The organism is Paenibacillus nitricinens, assembly GCF_052056485.1.
GTDB classification, from domain to species: domain Bacteria; phylum Bacillota; class Bacilli; order Paenibacillales; family Paenibacillaceae; genus Paenibacillus_AQ; species Paenibacillus_AQ nitricinens.
The window spans coordinates 2,813,020-2,830,608 of the sequence record NZ_CP183948.1; the positions used below are offsets into that span (position 1 = coordinate 2,813,020).

17 protein-coding genes are annotated in these 17,589 nt (G+C 42.9%); 13 read left to right on the forward strand and 4 right to left on the reverse strand.

Annotation, left to right across the window (positions count from 1 at the left end):
* Nucleotides 1–64: 64 nt before the first annotated feature.
* Nucleotides 65–286, reverse strand: a complete 222-nt coding sequence (gene hfq, locus ACN6KS_RS12290; protein WP_042126951.1) for an RNA chaperone Hfq — start codon at nucleotides 284–286, stop codon at nucleotides 65–67.
* Nucleotides 287–396: 110 nt separating this feature from the next.
* On the opposite strand from hfq, the gene ACN6KS_RS12295 reads away from it, so the two are divergent.
* On the forward strand, nucleotides 397–1,038 hold the full coding sequence (locus ACN6KS_RS12295) for a phosphatase PAP2 family protein (protein ID WP_094868573.1): 642 nt from the start codon (nucleotides 397–399) through the stop codon (nucleotides 1,036–1,038).
* Nucleotides 1,039–1,133: 95 nt separating this feature from the next.
* On the opposite strand, the gene ACN6KS_RS12300 is transcribed toward ACN6KS_RS12295, so the two are convergent.
* Nucleotides 1,134–1,667, reverse strand: a complete 534-nt coding sequence (locus tag ACN6KS_RS12300; RefSeq protein WP_094875687.1) for a hypothetical protein — start codon at nucleotides 1,665–1,667, stop codon at nucleotides 1,134–1,136.
* A 186-nt stretch (nucleotides 1,668–1,853) separates the two neighbouring features.
* Here ACN6KS_RS12300 and ACN6KS_RS12305 point away from each other — a divergent pair, with 186 nt between their 5' ends.
* The 3 genes from ACN6KS_RS12305 (at nucleotide 1,854) to ACN6KS_RS12315 (ending at nucleotide 6,775) form a co-directional block, all read left to right on the forward strand.
* Complete coding sequence (locus tag ACN6KS_RS12305) at nucleotides 1,854–2,900, forward strand: FUSC family protein (RefSeq protein WP_094868575.1); 1,047 nt, start codon at nucleotides 1,854–1,856, stop codon at nucleotides 2,898–2,900.
* A gap of 76 nt (nucleotides 2,901–2,976) precedes the next feature.
* Nucleotides 2,977–5,328, forward strand: a complete 2,352-nt coding sequence (helD, locus tag ACN6KS_RS12310; RefSeq protein ID WP_094875689.1) for an RNA polymerase recycling motor HelD — start codon at nucleotides 2,977–2,979, stop codon at nucleotides 5,326–5,328.
* 133 nt (nucleotides 5,329–5,461) lie between these two features.
* Nucleotides 5,462–6,775, forward strand: a complete 1,314-nt coding sequence (locus ACN6KS_RS12315) for an MFS transporter (RefSeq protein WP_094868577.1) — start codon at nucleotides 5,462–5,464, stop codon at nucleotides 6,773–6,775.
* Between the two features lie 55 nt (nucleotides 6,776–6,830).
* On the opposite strand, the gene fsa is transcribed toward ACN6KS_RS12315, so the two are convergent.
* Complete coding sequence (fsa, locus tag ACN6KS_RS12320; RefSeq protein WP_440962102.1) at nucleotides 6,831–7,478, reverse strand: fructose-6-phosphate aldolase; 648 nt, start codon at nucleotides 7,476–7,478, stop codon at nucleotides 6,831–6,833.
* Between the two features lie 235 nt (nucleotides 7,479–7,713).
* Here fsa and ACN6KS_RS12325 point away from each other — a divergent pair, with 235 nt between their 5' ends.
* From ACN6KS_RS12325 to ACN6KS_RS12360, 8 genes are all read left to right on the forward strand, one after another.
* A complete protein-coding gene (locus ACN6KS_RS12325; protein WP_143812081.1) occupies nucleotides 7,714–8,166 on the forward strand; it encodes a hypothetical protein in 453 nt (150 codons plus the stop codon).
* A gap of 77 nt (nucleotides 8,167–8,243) precedes the next feature.
* Nucleotides 8,244–8,726 (forward strand): GNAT family N-acetyltransferase, encoded by a 483-nt coding sequence (locus ACN6KS_RS12330; protein ID WP_256989679.1) that lies wholly within the window; start codon nucleotides 8,244–8,246, stop codon nucleotides 8,724–8,726.
* A gap of 38 nt (nucleotides 8,727–8,764) precedes the next feature.
* A complete protein-coding gene (rpiA, locus tag ACN6KS_RS12335; protein ID WP_143812083.1) occupies nucleotides 8,765–9,445 on the forward strand; it encodes a ribose-5-phosphate isomerase RpiA in 681 nt (226 codons plus the stop codon).
* Nucleotides 9,446–9,504: 59 nt separating this feature from the next.
* The gene (locus tag ACN6KS_RS12340; protein WP_440962103.1) at nucleotides 9,505–9,921 is read left to right on the forward strand and encodes a VanZ family protein; all 417 of its coding nucleotides are present in this window, start codon (nucleotides 9,505–9,507) and stop codon (nucleotides 9,919–9,921) included.
* Between the two features lie 3 nt (nucleotides 9,922–9,924).
* The gene (locus tag ACN6KS_RS12345; protein ID WP_094868581.1) at nucleotides 9,925–10,365 is read left to right on the forward strand and encodes a GNAT family N-acetyltransferase; all 441 of its coding nucleotides are present in this window, start codon (nucleotides 9,925–9,927) and stop codon (nucleotides 10,363–10,365) included.
* 174 nt (nucleotides 10,366–10,539) lie between these two features.
* Complete coding sequence (locus ACN6KS_RS12350; protein WP_094868582.1) at nucleotides 10,540–10,995, forward strand: MarR family winged helix-turn-helix transcriptional regulator; 456 nt, start codon at nucleotides 10,540–10,542, stop codon at nucleotides 10,993–10,995.
* Nucleotides 10,992–14,153: an MMPL family transporter gene (locus ACN6KS_RS12355; protein ID WP_440962104.1), complete on the forward strand. Its 3,162-nt coding sequence runs from the start codon at nucleotides 10,992–10,994 to the stop codon at nucleotides 14,151–14,153. The genes ACN6KS_RS12350 and ACN6KS_RS12355 overlap by 4 nt, the downstream gene beginning before the upstream one ends.
* A 282-nt stretch (nucleotides 14,154–14,435) precedes the next feature.
* A complete protein-coding gene (locus ACN6KS_RS12360; protein WP_440962105.1) occupies nucleotides 14,436–15,839 on the forward strand; it encodes a lytic polysaccharide monooxygenase in 1,404 nt (467 codons plus the stop codon).
* Between the two features lie 92 nt (nucleotides 15,840–15,931).
* Here the strand turns inward: ACN6KS_RS12360 and ACN6KS_RS12365 are convergent, their stop codons facing one another.
* A complete protein-coding gene (locus ACN6KS_RS12365; RefSeq protein ID WP_094868584.1) occupies nucleotides 15,932–16,603 on the reverse strand; it encodes a tetratricopeptide repeat protein in 672 nt (223 codons plus the stop codon).
* A gap of 390 nt (nucleotides 16,604–16,993) precedes the next feature.
* Between ACN6KS_RS12365 and ACN6KS_RS12370 the strand changes: the two genes are divergently transcribed.
* Nucleotides 16,994–17,587 carry a TIGR00730 family Rossman fold protein gene (locus tag ACN6KS_RS12370; protein ID WP_094868585.1) on the forward strand — a complete coding sequence of 198 codons (594 nt, stop codon included), beginning with the start codon at nucleotides 16,994–16,996 and terminating at the stop codon, nucleotides 17,585–17,587.
* Nucleotides 17,588–17,589 lie beyond the last annotated feature (2 nt).

Consider the following 17,589-nt stretch of genomic DNA (forward strand, 5'->3'; position numbering starts at 1 on the left):
AGATGTAGACCGGTGTTCCCTTTATTATTGAAAATAAGATGAAGAAGTTTAATAAATGTGTGAACTATTTGAGTGAGACGGGCTTAAGAGGTACAATAGTGGATACTGCAGATTTGAAGAGCACATTCTGTCTGCCATCACCTTGCCCCTGTAAAGTGATTGTGAATGCATCATACGAGGTTACGACGCCTTGCATTTTTACACCATTTGTTGTAAAAATCGTCACGGGCACCTTTGTGGAAATAAACTGGTTCAACAAACGTTCCTGCAATTTTAGACTCTCCACTTTGGCAGCACTCCATCTTTTTGTATATTTATTTCTCTATAATTATAGCACGGGTTATAGCTTCTCTGGAAATGTGATCGACTGGCACAAAAATAGACACGGAGGTATTTATGCTTTATTATCAGAACTGGTCTAGAGGTTTTCGTTATTTTATAGGGTTTGCTGCTTGTTTCGTCGTTATTGCGATTCTAGTTCATATGAATAAGGTATCATCATTTGATAACTATATAATTCATTTTGTTCAATCCGCTGAATCACCTGGACTGACCACATTCGCCAAAGGACTATCTCTGATAGGTTCCTCCAAGGTAGCGATTGGCATATCTATCGGCACGATGGTACTGCTGTATTATCTGCTGAAACATCGGCTTGAGCTAATTCTGTTCCTATGGGTTGGACTAGGCTCACAGCTGTTGAATACACTTATGAAGTTATGGTTTCAAAGGGAGCGTCCAAATTTCCATCGTATTGTCCAAGAGCTCGGTTATAGTTTCCCAAGTGGACATTCCATGGCAGCTTTCTCCCTATATGGGGTAATTGCCTATTTACTGTGGCGTCATTTGCCTAGAAGAAGTGAAAGAATCCTGTTAATAATGTTTGCGGTATTTATGACTGTGGGCATTGGCTGGAGTCGTATTTACCTGGGAGTTCATTATCCTAGCGACGTAATTGGTGGTTTTGCTGCAAGTGGCGCGTGGCTGATGTTATCCATCAGTCTATTTGAAGCCTATAAAAAACGGATATCCTCATAAGAAATGAAGATACCCGTCTTTGTGGGGATATTTTAAAATATAAGAATATATATGTTTCACGCTATACACTATCCTTATATTTCTCGCATAAACACTTACCGTCCTAAATAGGACGCCGAAGGCGTTTTTGCTTGAGGCTTCATCACATGATGTTCCGAAGATTTATGATCTTGGAAATGACCCATTTTGCTTATTTTTTTCTTCAGCATAGACGGAAGTCCAGCCTTTAGCTTTTGAGCTTCGTCTTTTGTTAGACGTCCCTCGCTGAGGGCTTGATCCAGCCGCTTACTTGCGGATTCGCTGAGCTTTTGAATATATTGATCTTCGGTCCAGCCTTTCTTCTCAAGAGCAAGCTCGGGGAGGGTTTTGCCTGTTTTAAGGCTATTGATTAGCTCCGTACGATCCATCTCAAGCAGCTTGGCTGTTTCGAAAATAATGAAATGTCCGCCGGCTCTGAATTTCCCGTCTTTCCCTGGTGGGGGTCTATGACCGTTTTCCGAAGGCCCAGAATCAGGTGCAGTGGAGGCTACATTCTCAGCTGACACGCTCCGAGTAGGAGCAAGTGCCGGAGACAGACTGAGGACAAGAACAGCTGTGATGGTCACTAATTTTTTGATGTTGTTATTCATTCACTCACCTCGTATGTTATGTGATAGGTACTTACCTGAATTAGTATTCCCTGAAAGCTGAAAGAATCATAAGCGAGAGCTTAAATGATCATAAAATTCATCAACTCTAGGCTTGGGTAATTAGAGGAATGAGGAATTCGTAGATGTCCATATTGCAGAGTGGGCCAATTTTTAGGGGGGATATTTTTGGCTTTTGGAGCTCGCATATTTAAAACAGGAATGGCAGTCACGCTTGCCTTGTATTTAGCCGAACTGCTACATTTTCCATCTTCTGTGGGCGCTGCGATTGCAGCAATTTTCGCTATGCAGCCATCTATTTATCGCTCTTGGCGTTATTTTCTTGATCAGCTGACAACGACTACAATGGGTGCGGTACTCGCTCTTCTGGGGGGAATGCTGTTATCCAATAGTCCAATTGCGGTTGGGTTGGTCTGCATTCTTGTCATTATGATCAGTATGAAAATTAACCGAGCGGATACTATTAGCCTGACACTCGTCACTGTTATAACAGTGATGGAGGCTTCTGGAGAGTGGCAGTTCGCGCTGAATCGTTTCTTATTAACATTGACAGGGATTGTTTCTGCCTTTCTAATCAATATTATAGTAGTTCCTCCGAAACCACGGAAACAGTACATCAAGCAAATCGAGAACGTCTTTGCCAGTCTTTCCTTGCTGCTTAGAACGGCTGTATCTCATGAGATGAAGGAAAGTGTGTTTCGTGATGAAAAACTTGCGCTAGAGTCATCTATTAAATCTTTAGCCGATAAATACGCTTTGTTTGAGGAGGAGCAGAAACAGCTAAAGAGGGCGAAGTACAGTCAGACTAGACAAATGGTTGTCTATAAGAACCTGTTATCTTCTTTGCAAAAAGGCTTCGATGTTCTTGAGGCTGTGGATCGGCATTATTTTCAAGCGGATCGAAGTGAAGAGACAGATGCATTGTTTGACAGTCATTTGGAGCAGCTAATCAAATATCATCAACTGATCTTGCTGAAATTTGAAGATAAACTAAAACCAAACACTAATGAATCGGAACCCTTGGGAGAAGAGAATGATGGATTTTTGAATTCAACGATCCTGAGGTATAATGCGGAGAAAATAGGTCAACTACGATTGTATGTTGTAGCCGCAGCTATTTACGATTACGGATATCAATTAGAACGGCTTGATAAAGTGGCAGATCAGATGAATCGTATAGCTACTGAGGAAAAAGAAACGGATCACGAAGCTTAAAACATAACCTTGTGATGTGCAACATATAAGCTTAAGGGTTATGTTCAGGGTGAAACTCCAAAGGGGATGAAATGTAGTGGAGAATCATGAAATTGAATGGAAAGAGGAACAGCAGCGGGTTGACGGAGTGACTAAGCTTTTGTCTGCCCATATCCGGCGATTATCTGAGGAGCTTGGACTCCATCGCAGTGATGTGGTGGATATGCGTAAAGATTTCTGGGAAGAGGTAACGGTAAACTTCAGTAGTCCAGATGATTTAGGGGAAACTTCAACAAGTCTGCGCCAACAATCCCAAATCTTGAATGAACGTGAACGCCATCATTTACAGTCGAGCAAGGCTTTGAAAAAATATAAAAAGCTGCTCGTTTCTCCTTACTTTGGGCGTATTGACTTTACAGAAGCACCAAATGGAGAAACGGAAAAGATTTATCTAGGGATTGGATCCTTGATGGAGGATGATGGCACCTTCTTGATCTATGACTGGCGTGCGCCTATTTCGAGCTTATATTATGATGGTGCTCCTGGCCCAGCAGCTTATGAAACACCCGGTGGACTTGTTTCCGGTACAATGAATCTTAAGCGTCAGTTTGTGATTTCTGATGGTGTCATTGAAGTTATGTTTGATACTGGAGTAACGATCGGTGACGAGCTTTTACAGCAAGTGCTTAGCCATAGTGCCGATGATCGAATGAAGAGTATTGTAGCTACCATCCAGAAAGAGCAAAATGCGATTATCCGCAACGACAAAAGCCGAATGCTGGTTGTTCAGGGTGCCGCAGGGAGCGGGAAAACCTCTGCTGCATTGCAGCGGGTAGCTTATCTTTTGTATAAATACCGTGAAGTTCTGCAAGCTGACCAGATGTTGTTGTTCTCACCGAACCCGCTGTTTAATAGCTATGTTTCAACCGTGCTTCCAGAGCTAGGTGAAGAAAATATGCAACAAACCACTTTTCAAATGTATCTTGAGCATCGTTTAGGACATGAATTCCAGCTGGAAGATGTCTTTAGTCAGACAGAAAACCTATTGAATGCCCCTGATGGTCCTGAAGTGGGGATACGCAGAGAAGGCATCGCTTATAAATCATCCGTACCTTTTCTCGATGTGATTCGTCGGTATGCTACGATGCTGGAACATGAGGGCATGTTGTTCAAGCCTTTAATGTTTCAAGGTAGAGCGGTAGTCAGTAAAGAAGAAATGGAACGTCATTTCTATGCCTATGATCCCACCATTAAGCTTGCGAACCGCGTAGACTTAATGACACGCTGGTTACTGAAGAAGATTGCTGATTTTAGTCATGAGGAAAGAAACGCTTCATGGGTTGAAGATCAAATTGAGCTATTGGACTCCAGTGATTACCATCGTGCATATCAGATGTTACGACGTAAGAAGAAAGCCACGCAGGATAGTTTTGATGATTTTGATACTGAAAAAGAAGTGTTATCCCGGTATGTAGTCAGCCAACGCTTAAAACCACTGCGCGGATGGACTAAACGAGGCCGTTTTGTGGATGTTAAGGGCTTGTACAGTGCGCTGTTTACGGATCGTGAGCTTATGGAACGTCTAAATGGTGTTAATTCTCTGCCGGAAATCTGGGATGAGATCTGTGAGCAAACACTAAAATCAATCGCAGTAAACGAGCTTGCCTACGAAGATGCTACACCATTCCTTTATTTGAAGGAGTTAAGCCAAGGCTTCCGTACCAATACGCTGATTCGTCATGTGATTGTGGATGAAGTACAAGACTACTCACCTTTCCAATTAGAATTCATGCGCCGTTTATTTCCAAGGGCAAAAATGACCGTATTGGGTGATCTGAATCAGGCGATCTATGCACAAGGTGAGGTGCTCGGTGATTTGTCTAGTTTGGTAAGCATTTATGGGGAAGAAAACACAGAAGTGATCTCGTTAACCCGAAGCTATCGCTCCACTTTTGAGATTGTAGAATTTACGCGTTCAATGATTCCTGGAGGGGAAAGAATTGTGCCGTTTAATCGAAGAGGAGAAGAGCCTCAGCTAAGTGTGGTGTCTAGTGAGGATGAGCTTCTGGATGCAGTTGAAATGGATATCCGGAATTTGCAATCCAAGGGGTACCATTACGTGGCTGTCATCTGTAAAACAGCAGAAGAAAGCGCAAGAGTTCATGATGAACTACATAGTAGGCTACCCGTAAGGCTCGTTACGAAAGAAACGCCGAATTTCCAGAAGGGAACATTGGTGTTACCTGCTTACTTAGCTAAAGGTGTGGAGTTTGATGCTGTCATCATCTACGATGGTTCAGCTGAACGATATGGCAGAGAAAGTGAGCGTAAACTGTTCTATACAGCTTGCACTCGAGCAATGCACTTGCTGCATATTTTTAGTCTAGGAGAACCAAACCGGTTTCTTCCATCTGTAAAAGCAAAGACCATGATAACAAATTCGCTGTAAAGCCCAATTTTCTGATCATAAGATCGTCCTTTCGCATTGGCGGAGGACGGTCTTTTTATATGTATGAATAAAGAGGGATGAACAAACCACAATATAGAGAGTCGTCGCAAACAATGACAAAGGTGGTCAGTTCATGAAGGAAAGAAAATGGGATCTGCTTGCACTGGCATCCATTCCACTAATTATGACCCTCGGTAACTCCATGCTGCTCCCTATTTTGCCGCAGATATCTAAAGAACTAGGCATTAGCTCTTTTCAGGTGAGTATGCTGATTACTGTTTATGGATTGATGGCTATCGTGATGATTCCTATTGCAGGGTACCTGTCTGACGCTTATGGACGAAAAAAGGTGATTCTTCCGAGTCTAATCATTGCTGCTATTGGTGGAGTCGTCTGCGTGGTGGCGGCTTGGTTTATGAAGGGCGTTAGCGCCTATTGGGTCATTCTGGCCGGACGTTTGTTACAAGGGATAGGTGCAGCTGGTGCTTTTCCTATTGTGCTGCCCTTCGTTGGTGATTTATTCAAGGAAGAAGAGGATGTAAGCAAAAGTCTGGGAATTATTGAAACCTCTAATACCTTTGGTAAAGTACTCAGTCCGATCCTTGGTGCTTATCTTGGAATATGGCTCTGGTTTGCACCTTTTATCGCTATTCCTGTTCTATGTCTAATTTCATTTGCTTTAGTTCTGTTTCTAGTTCGAAAGCCGGAAGCGAAGGAACAACCTGAGAAACAGGGGATAAGAGAATTTTTATCCGGAATTATGAGCATTTTGCGTGAAAAAGGACGATGGTTGTATGCTATTTTTGCCATAGGCGGTATCTGTATGTTTGTAACCTTTGGCGTTCAATTCTATTTATCGGAAATGCTGGAATCTAAATTTAATATGCATGGCGCAATGAAGGGATTTGTGCTGGCAATACCATTAGCCTTGTTATGTCTGTCTTCATATGGAACAGGAAAGATCATTGGTCAGAACAAAACGCTAATGAAATGGCTGGGCTTTGGAGGTATGGTATTACTAACTGCAGCAATGATCTTTGCGGGGTTCAATAAAGGTATTTACTTCTTAGTCGGGTTTATGGGCTTAGGTTGTGTCGGAATCGGGATTGTGCTTCCTTGTATGGATGCTTTAATCACGGAGGGAATTGAGAAAGAGAACAGCGGTACGATTACCGCTCTCTACAGCAGTATGAGGTTTATAGGGGTAGCCGCAGGACCGCCAGTGGTATCGCTGCTGTTAAGCAGTGGCCATTGGGTGTTATTCGCTTTGATGGCAACAGTCGGCGCAATTGGTGGTTTGCTTACCTTATTTGCAGTAACGCCAAGCAAGGGGAGCAAGGGAGAATCTGGCGTGAAAGAAAAGGAGCAGGTAAATCCGCGCCTCTTGTCAAATCGTGTTCGTCAGACTTCTGCAAGGAATTTAGATGGAAAAAAGAGCTATCCTTAAGCTACGTTGCCGTAGCTTGCAGGATAGCCCTTTGATAAAAGAATGAAAGACAATCTTAAGCTTGTGGTACGGATTCCCAATCCTTCAGGAAGCGTTCGATACCGTTATCTGTCAGCGGATGCTTCCAGAGGGTAGGCAGGAGCGATCCTGGGATGGTAGCAATGTGAGCACCAGCAAGAGCGGCTTGCTCAACATGCGCAATGTTACGGATGGATGCTGCAATAATTTCGGAAGTCATACCGTAGTTAGTTAGGATGGTCTTCAGATCCTTGATCAGCTTCATTCCGTCAACACCGATATCATCCAGACGTCCTACGAAAGGAGAAATATAAGTTGCGCCTGCTTTTGCAGCCATCAAGCCTTGAGCCGCTGAGAAGACAAGCGTTACGTTAGTTTTGATACCTTTTTTTGTAAGCTCATAACAAGCTTCCAAGCCATCTTCAGTCATAGGGAGTTTAATGACAACGTTTGGAGCCCACTCAGCAATTTCATATGCTTCTTTAAGCATTTCTTCTGCTGTAAGTCCGATTACTTCTGCGCTTACTGGACCTGGAACGATGGCTACGACTTCTTTGATAACATCTTTAAACAATCTTCCTTCTTTAGCGATGAGTGACGGGTTAGTCGTTACGCCATCCACTAGTCCGAGGCGAGTAATACGTTTGATCTCTTCAATATTTCCGGTGTCCAAGAAAAACTTCATTTTAAGTTTCCTCCCTTGATTTCCATATGGATTGACAAACAATATTCATATTTTCATTATGAGACATGTCAAACGAAGTTTCAACTGTTATTTTGAATATTTCAAAATAACTTTATAGATTGAATATCGCTTACACTTGTTAAAGTGTTGAGAATATAGGATTGGTCTATGCAGTTATCCATGATAATATATAATCGGTATTGTTATTATGGAGTATTGGGTGGGACGTGATGAAATGTACTCGATATTAGTTATTTTGCTTGTGCTCGTGTTGTCAGTTGCCGGATTTTTGGCCTACCAGAACAGCAAATTGGTATCTAATCAGAATAAATTAGGAGCTTTATCACGCAATCCTTCACTAATGTATTCTATCTTTGACCAATCTTGCACTGCTAGTGTGGAAGATCCAGACGTAATTCCTTTAGTTCAATACACAGTTTTTGTGGAGTCCAGCGGGCAGGCCGTTGTGAATAAGCCTTTAGCAATCATTAATCTATGTAGAGTAAGTGCGGGTAGAGGCAATCTAGTTCTCGCTGATGTCGAACGTAGTGTGCTGGAGTATATTAAATTGACAGCCCCCTCAGATGCTTTCATTGAGCATAAAGCTTACTTACATAGGGCTGCTAACCATGCTGAAAAAGAGATGATCCTAAATTTAGAGGATGTAGTGAAATTGCAATATACATAAGACAGAATGAAGAATATTGATTTTTTCGGCTGCAAGAAGGATAATACGAAATTGGATACAAGAAAAGAGGAAATAGAGTGCCACCCGTAACGGAAGTGAAATTTGAAGTGGTTGATCCAGAGAACGCTGATTTAAGAGCGCTAATTACGTTTCTGGATGAGGAACTGAAGATGCGTTATCCGCATGAGATGATCTATGTTGTTGATTTCGAGGATCCCAAAGTTAAAGAAATGACTTTCGTAGTAGCCTACTTAAACGGAACACCAGTGGGCTGTGGCGGGCTTCGTCCACTGGATTATATCGGAATAGAGATTGCAACGATGGAGTTGAAGCGCTTTTATGTAGATTCTAGTTATCGTAAAATGGGCTTAGCTACAAATATGCTGTTATTCCTTGAAGAACAAGCAATAGCGGCGGGGTTCAAGGAGATCCGCTTGGAGACCGGAATCAAGCAGCCAGAAGCGATTGCGCTTTACATCAAGCATGGCTACCAACCGATTGATTTATTTGGACCCTACATAGGTGATCCGGACAGTCTTTGTTACGGCAAAATACTATAGAACTTTATAATGGATAACATGGGGGTATTAAAATGAGTATCAACGTTAAACAACTAGCAGCTGAAAAAGCAGTGGAATATGTAGAAGATGGAATGAAGGTAGGTCTGGGTACGGGATCAACTGCCTACTGGGCAATCCGCAAGCTCGGTGAACGAGTCAGTGAAGGCTTGAAAATTACCGCAGTAGCTACTTCACGCGCTTCCGAAGAGCAAGCACGAGAGCTAGGGATTCCACTTGTTGCTTTTGGTGATATTGATAGTCTGGACCTAACCATTGACGGAGCGGACGAGCTAGACAGCAGTCTGCAACTAATTAAAGGCGGCGGCGGCGCTTTGCTTCGTGAGAAGATTGTAGCTAGTAATAGTACCCGAATGATTGTGATTGCCGATGAAGGTAAAGTTGTAAACACGCTAGGAAAATTTCCGTTGCCGGTGGAAATCGTTCCTTTCGCGTGGGAATGGACTGTGGCAGAGCTTGCCAAACTGGGTTGCCAACCTGAATTGCGTCGCAGCGGAGAAGAGTTGTACAAGACGGATAATGGCAATTACATTGCAGACTGCCGATTTGAAGCGATAGAAGCTGCACCAAAGCTTGCGCGGACCATCCAAAACATCCCGGGTGTTGTAGATCATGGCCTATTTATTGGAATTGCAGCGATGGCGATCGTAGGTAAACTTGATGGAAGTATCGAAATTATTGAAGCTCAGCCTAAGAATTGATTAACCGCAGACATAAAGAAACTTACCGTTCATGGCCGCTAAAAGGATTGACACGGGTAGTGCTAACTCTGTATAGTGCTACTGTTATCTATTGGATGTTTATCGGATTTGGACGTGAGGTACATACCGGAGGTCCTCTTCAGTATAATCTGGTTCCATTTCGCACGGTGTCACTTTATTTCAACTTGGATAACGGTTTATCACTTATCAATCGGCTAGTAAATTTGCTAGGAAATGTTGTAGTTTTTATTCCATTTGGTTTTCTATCGCCATTAGTAAAGGTACGTCCGGTTTCTTGGCTTAGGATTTCGTTCTATGCTGTCCCTTGTATACTGCTTTTGGAGTGCTTGCAAATGCTGCTGCATGTGGGAAGCTTCGATATCGATGATTTACTTTTAAACATGCTGGGTGTGTGGACAGGCTACGGATTGTTTCGAGTGATTAGCTGTAGAAGGAACAAAGAAGGAGAAATGTGAAGAATGTTGATTGATCTTAAACCCCTCATTGGTACACCTGAGGTGAATGAGCTGCTGACTTATGCGGTCATAGATGATCCGAATGCTCTACAGCAGACTTCGTCTGAGTATAGCGAACAAGCCGGATTAAAGTTATATGGCTGGGAAGAGGAAGAATTACTGCTTGGTCTTGTGGGCTTCGAAGAAACAGAAGATGGTTCTTTGGATATTCGGCATATTGCTGTATTGCCAGAGAACAGAGGAAAAGGTTATGCACGGGGGATGATTCTGGAGCTGCTTACTACGCGTCAGCCGCGTTATCTGGTAGCTGAAACAGAGGATGAGATTGCTGCAGATTTCTACCGTAGTCTTGGGTTCATGGTGTACAGCCTCGGCGAAAATGCAGCAGGCATTGAAACGCTGAGATGTGTTTATGAAGTAGAAGAGATCGCGGATGAGGAATAAACAGTTGTTAGAAGACATACAATGGCAGGTCGAGATGAACTCTCGGCCTGTTTTTTTGTGGGGTACATTTTAAATTATTCCTTAGAATTGTAAAGTTGACTTTTGAAATAAATGGGATTATAGTTTGACAATGAAACTATTCTACAGTTGAACTATATTTGGAGGTAGGAAGCTTTGGAAGATGAAGTTCAGCATTGGATTAACCGTTATATGGATGCTTATATGATGGTGACTAGACAAGTAGCCGCAAGAATTAAAGATAGCATTGCTGCAGATACAACGAATGATCAGTATCAAATTCTGCGTCTGATACATGCTCAGGAACAATGTACATCTACATATCTGGCAGAAACTTTTTGCGTGGGTAAAAGCTCCATTACAGCAATTATCAACAGACTGGTGCAAGCGGGCATTATCGAGCGAACCCGTGATGAGAATGATCGTCGTCAGGTGTATTTATCGATGTCAGAGCATGGTAAAAAAGTATTTGAAGCAGCTGAGTCGCAAGTACATGAAGTAGTGGCCCCGTATTTGTTTCATTTTGAAAAGAAGGATATTGAGACGTTCATCATGATGTTTGAGAAACTGGCAAGTCTAATTCAGAATGATAATGGAGGGAAGAGCCAATGAAGACGATTCTAAAAGCAAGATGGGCGGTTATCGCAATCTGGCTCGCTGTAGCGGTGGTGCTAGTGATGACGGCCCCGTCTTTCTCTGATCTTGTCCGTGAGAAGGGGCAGGTTACCGTTCCAGAGGGATACCCTTCATCTAGAGCAGCAGAAATCATGAAGGAAGCGTCAAGCGACAAGGGAGGCGAATCGCTCCATCAAGTAGCCCTTGTGTTCAATAACCCGAAGGGAATCGGAGTTGAAGAAACAGCAAGTATTCAACAAGGCGTTGAGAAGCTGGCTGCGAATAAGGAATCTCTGCAGTTAGATTCCATCACCGATCCTTTTTCACAAAGTGAGCTTAAAGATACACTGATTGCCAAAGATGGCAAGACCATTATGGTGGCGTTGTCCGTAAAAGGTGAAGGAGAGGCTGTTACGGCGCTGCCAGATAAAGTGGATGAGATGCTCTCAGGTGTTAAAGCAGATCATTATTTGACGAGTGAAGGTCTGATTACTGAGGATATGATTGCTAGCTCAGAAGCAGGGCTAAAGAAGTCGGAGTATATTACAGTTGTCTTTATCCTACTTATTCTATTCGTCGTGTTTCGTTCGTTCGTAGCGCCTTTTGTACCGCTGCTGACAGTGGGTATCAGCTATATTGTATCCCAATCTGTCGTGGCTTTTTTGGTGGACCGTTATGATTTTCCTTTATCTACCTTTACTCAAATCTTTATGGTTGCAGTCATGTTCGGAATTGGTACGGATTACTGTATTTTGCTGATCAGTCGCTTTAAAGAAGAATTGATGACCGCAGAAGATACTAAAAGTGCAATCATTGCAACTTATCGAAAAGCTGGAGGAACGGTGTTCTATTCGGGCTTAGCAGTGTTTGTAGGTTTTGTAGCGATTGGGTTATCGAAATTTATTCTTTATCGTTCAGCAGTAGCTGTTGCAGTTGGTATTGCAGTTATGCTATTGGCACTTGTGACGATTGTTCCATTCTTTATGGCTGTTCTAGGCAAAAAGCTATTCTGGCCTTCCCGAGGCAAGCTGGAGCATAGTGAGAGCCGTATTTGGGGATGGGCAGGTTCTTTTTCTTTAAAAAGACCGTGGGCCGCTCTTCTAATTGTTGCAGTAATCGTAGCCCCTTTCTTAGTTACCTATACCGGTAAGCTGTCCTTTAACAGCCTGGAGGAAATTGGTTCAGAATATGCTTCGGTAAAAGGTTTTAATATTATTTCAGAGAGCTTCGGACCAGGTGAATCGATGCCTGGCAAGATCGTAATCAAGAATGATGATCGTATGGACAATTCAGAATATCTGGGACTTGCAGAGAAAATCAGCCGTGAATTGGAAAAAGTGGATAGCGTAAAATCTGTTCGGAGTATGTCACGTCCAACAGGTGAGCTGATTAGTGATTTCTTGATTCCGAATCAGGTGGGTACTCTTTCTGCTGGACTGGACCAGAGTAATGAAGGACTGACCAAGATTCAAACCGGCTTGTCTGAAGCCAGTAAACAGCTTAGCGATAATGCTCCGAAACTTACAGAGGCTGTTGCAGGAAGTGCTAAGCTGACAGAGGGCACAGCTGATCTCAAAGATGGAATCGTTGCTTTAGGTGCTGGGCTCACCCAGATTGAGAGCGGGATTAAGAGTGGCTCAGCGGGTGCGGGAGAGATCAAAGCCGGTCTTCAGCAGGCAGCAACAAGTGCTAAACAGTTAGCAGATGCAAATGCGAAGTTACTTGAGGGCTATAAAAAAATCGGTGGTGGCTTAACCCAGCTGGGTGAAGGACTCGGGCAGCTTCCGAAGCAGCTGCAAGGGGTAGCAGAGGCATTAAAAGGACTGGACGGTTCCTTTGCTGGCCTTGAGAGCAGTTATCCGGAAATGGTTCAAGATGTAAATTATTTGACGATCAAAGGTACAGTAGCACAAAGTAGTACGGGTGCAGCACAGCTAGTAGCCGGCCTTGGTCAGGTTTCAGAACAGCTTAAAGGTGCAGCTACTGGTTTAAATGAGGCGAATGCCGGTTATGCCAAAGCTGCAGCTGGGCAAACCGCGCTCGCACAAGGCTTAGCTAAGCTTGTAGCTGGAATTAGTCAACTGCAATCTGGACTCGATCAGGCGGCAGCAGGTCAAGGGCAGATCGTAGATAAGATTCCATCTATCACAAGTGGTCTTGATCAATTGCAAGGCGGACAGAAGCAGCTTGCAGATGGTTTTGGTGAATTGACAGGTCAGATTGGAGCCTTAACCACTGGACTAAGCGATAGTGCTGATGGATTGAAGCAAATTACAAGCGGTCTGGGCTCGGCACAAGAATACTTGAATCAGATTCAAGCGGCTAAGGATGAAGAACTGAGCGGATTCTTCGTACCAGCTGAGGCACTTAAAGCTGAAGGTATAAAGCAGGTATTTGATACGTACTTGTCTGATGACCGTAAGGTGATGACGTTGGACGTGGTATTCACAGAGAATCCATATAGCTCAGAGGCTATAGATAGTGTGGGTGATATTCAAGCAGCAGTAGATCGCGCAGTTAAAGGTACGAAGCTTGAAAATGCTGAAACAGCTATTAGCGGGGTTACAAGCAGTCAAAGCGATTTGCGGAACATTTCCAATGAAGACTATACACGTACAGTAATCTTGATGCTGAGCGGTATTTTCATCATATTAGTGTTGCTGCTTCGTTCAATCGTAATGCCGATTTACCTTATTATTTCACTTTTGATCACTTACTTTTCAGCGTTGGGCGTTACAGAGGCTATATTCGTTAATCTTCTGCACTTTGAAGGAATTACCTGGACGACGCCATTCTTTAGTTTTGTTATGCTGATTGCACTAGGTGTGGATTATAGCATTTTCTTAATGGCCCGGTTTAACGAAAATAAAACATGGGACGTAAAAGAAGCGATACTACACGCTATGCGCAATATGGGCACAGTTATCCTTTCAGCTGTAGTTATTCTGGGAGGTACCTTCGCTTCGATGTATCCTTCTGGGGTATTGTCGATGATGCAGATTGCTACAGTGGTGCTCGTAGGATTGGCCTTGTATGCTTTAATCTTCCTGCCGTTCTTTGTCCCTGTAATGGTACGGATCTTCGGCCGAGGAAATTGGTGGCCATTTTCGGTTAAACAGAGCGGGGAAGCTAACAAACAGGATTTAAATATGTAAATGGGACTATACTCCATTTATGAATCAGAAGTCATCACAAGTTGTTTTTTTGCAGCCAGCCACCGATATATTTATCGGTGGCTGGCTGTTTATTTGAGTAGAATGAATCGCTTCGATGGGACATTATTAGCGGGGAGAACTACTAATCCGTTCAATTGTCATGGGTCTTTTATCCATTGTCGTTTGGTTCTTTAGGTTATTGTTATTATGTTTTCTGAAAATTATAATAACATTGATTCGTTTTCAATGTCTTCAAATTACAACTAGAAAGCGAGATGATGAATGATGAAAGTAAACATGAAGAACAGCAGTATCGCAAAGAAGGTCGCTCCATTTGTTATCACAGCGGGGGTTATTGCCGGAGTAGGACTTATCGATACCGATAAAGCGTTAGGACACGGTTATGTATCCGAACCAGCAAGTCGTGCGAAGCTTGGTGCAGCGAATAATGTGGGTTCTGTTCAATATGAGCCACAGAGTCTAGAGGCACCAAAGGGCTTCCCACTGGCGGGTCCTGCAGACGGGAAAATTGCATCTGCGGGTGGCATGTTCGGAGGAATTCTGGATCAGCAATCCAGTGATCGCTGGATTAAGCACGATATGGTTGGCGGAGTAAATGACTTCACGTGGTATCTTACAGCACAACATAGAACAACAAAATGGCATTACTACATTACGAAAAAAGGTTGGAGTCCTAATGCGCCAATTAAACGTTCCGATTTAGAGCTTATTGGAACTTTTGAGAATGGCGGTAAACAGCCAGAGCGTTCTGTGACACATAAAGTAAATGTCCCAACTGACCGCAGTGGATACCATGTTATTTTGGCGGTGTGGGATATTGATGATACGGCGAATGCCTTCTACCAAGTCATTGATGTGAATCTAAAGAACGGTGAATCAGGACCTGGGGTTCAACCAGACACGGAGAAGCCGTCAACGGTAACAGGGTTACACACGATGAATGTAGAATCGGGCAGTGTAGAGCTTATGTGGAATGCTGCAACAGATAACTTAGGCGTAGATCATTACATGATTTATCGCGGGGATAGCGTCGGTATAGCGAAACAAATCGGAACATCCTCAACAACGAGCTTTAAAGACATTACTGTAGAACCAGGTAAAATTTATACATATTATATTGTTGCGGTGGATCGTGCAGGGAACATGTCAGGTGGAGGTAATATTATTGTTGTTAGCACACCAAACCCGGAAGTGGTTATACCTCCAGTGGAAACACCAGATACTGTGAAGCCTTCGATGGTTGAGGGGCTGCATACCATGTCAGTGAAGCACAATAGTGTTAATTTAATGTGGAATGCCGCCCAAGATAATGTAGGTGTTGATCATTATGTTGTGTATCGAGATGGTATTGAATTGACCCAAACTAAGGGAACTTCCTTTACGGATTTAACGGTGCAAGCTTCCACTACGTACAATTATCATGTGAGAGCTGTAGACGCTGCTGGTAATATTTCAGACAACAGCTCTTTGTATACAGTCACAACCCTTATGAAACCCGTATTACCAGATGTAGCAGCTTGGAATGCCACCGGGTTGTACATTGTAGGAACAAAAGTTGAATACAAGGGTAACGTTTATGAAGCTCGAGTGACATTTAGAAGTTTCGGTGATACCAACTGGAATCCGGAGTCGGCATTATCGCTTTGGAAATTAGTGACGAACTAATAACATCGTTTTCCCTAATTTATTATAAAAAATGGAGATCATTTCTGATAATCAGAAGTGATCTCCATTTTTGGGATAAGGAATGGTCAAGTTTATTTCATCTTGGCGAAAAAGCTGCGCAACGCCCAACCGCGCTCCTGCCGTTTTTTATATTTAGGGAGTGAACGATAAACAGCGGTGGATTCTTCGAAAGCTCGTTTTGCATCCTCTGATCTGCCAAGCGCTTTATACATCGAGCCAGCTAGATAATACGCCTCAGAAGAAGAAGACTGGATTTCTTGATACTGAGTAACGTAATGTAATGCTTTATCATGATTCGTATGGCGGAAGGTTTCCGCTAACCAAAGATACGGCTGTCCATATTGAGCCTTACGGTTGATCTCCAGACCGCGAAGCGTCTGTGCCTCGCCTTCCTCCAAAGCACCAAGCTTTAGATTCACATGTCCAAGTTCTACCCAATATTCGGCAGATTGTTCATAACGATCCTCGATTTGAAGTAGGAGATCCTTCGCTTCCCTGTATTTTTTACGTTCTGCCAAACTCCGCGCTAAATCAAATTTGGATGAGACATCATTAGGATTCAAAGAAATAGTTGTGCGTAGCTTGGAAATTTGACGCATTCTTTTGAAGGGCTTTGTAATGCTGGGGAAGATACCCACATATCGCCGATCCAAGAAATACAAGATAAGAAGCAGGATAATAATAGCCAGAAAAGGGTTGCCCACTAATCTGAAGAGCAGTAAAACACCTATAAATTTAAGCATAACTTCCCTCCATAATCATTTGGTTCCGGTATTACGATTGAAAAGGTAGATCTAAGGCAGCTAATTATACCATAATTCAAAGCAATCTGAATCCCGGGGTTTAAAAATAATACAACTTTGAGCAGCTTAATAGCGTCTTGGTGTAAGATGAATAATAATTACAATAATATCATAAGAAGGGAAAATCAAGACGAACTTATTAACAAGGAAACTACGGATGATTAGTTTAGCTGTTTGTTCTACTTTTATAGCTGTAATGATCCTCCCGCAAGCGAAAAGTGAGGTTCCAACAAAAAGATAACTTTCATTTAACACTTATTTTAATATTCTAAGGTACAATTAGTGAATTAATCTCAATTGAACCATAATAACCAGTCTGGAGTGATAGGTATGGCTTTTACAATATGTGTGTTCGCCGGATCGAATCCAGGTCTTAACTCAGAATATACGGAAATGGCTAGAGAATTGGGTTATCATATAGCTGCACAAGGGTGTAGGCTGGTTTATGGAGGCTCAAGAAATGGCCTTATGGGACAGGTAGCCGACGGAGTGTTATCCAATGGCGGAGAAGTCGTTGGGATCATGCCAGTGGATCTTTTTAAAGATGAAATCAGGCATTCTGGGTTAACGAATCTGATTGAGGTCTCTAGTATGCATGAACGTAAGGCCATTATGAGCGGTATGGCTGATGCGTTTATTGCCCTGCCTGGAGGTCTTGGAACCTTTGATGAGTTATTTGAAATCCTATGCTGGATGCAGATCGGGATTCATCAGAAACCGATAGGGCTGCTGAATATAAGAGGCTATTTTAATCCACTGCTAGCCATGATCAGTCATAGTGTAAGTGAAGGGTTCGCTCCTAAACATGCAATGAAAATGTTAGATATGAACGCTGATCCCGAATATTTGCTTGAACTGATGAGAGGTCAAGTTGATCATAGTAATAAAGGTCTTGGGAACGCTAGATTTCCTTCACAGCGCTAGAT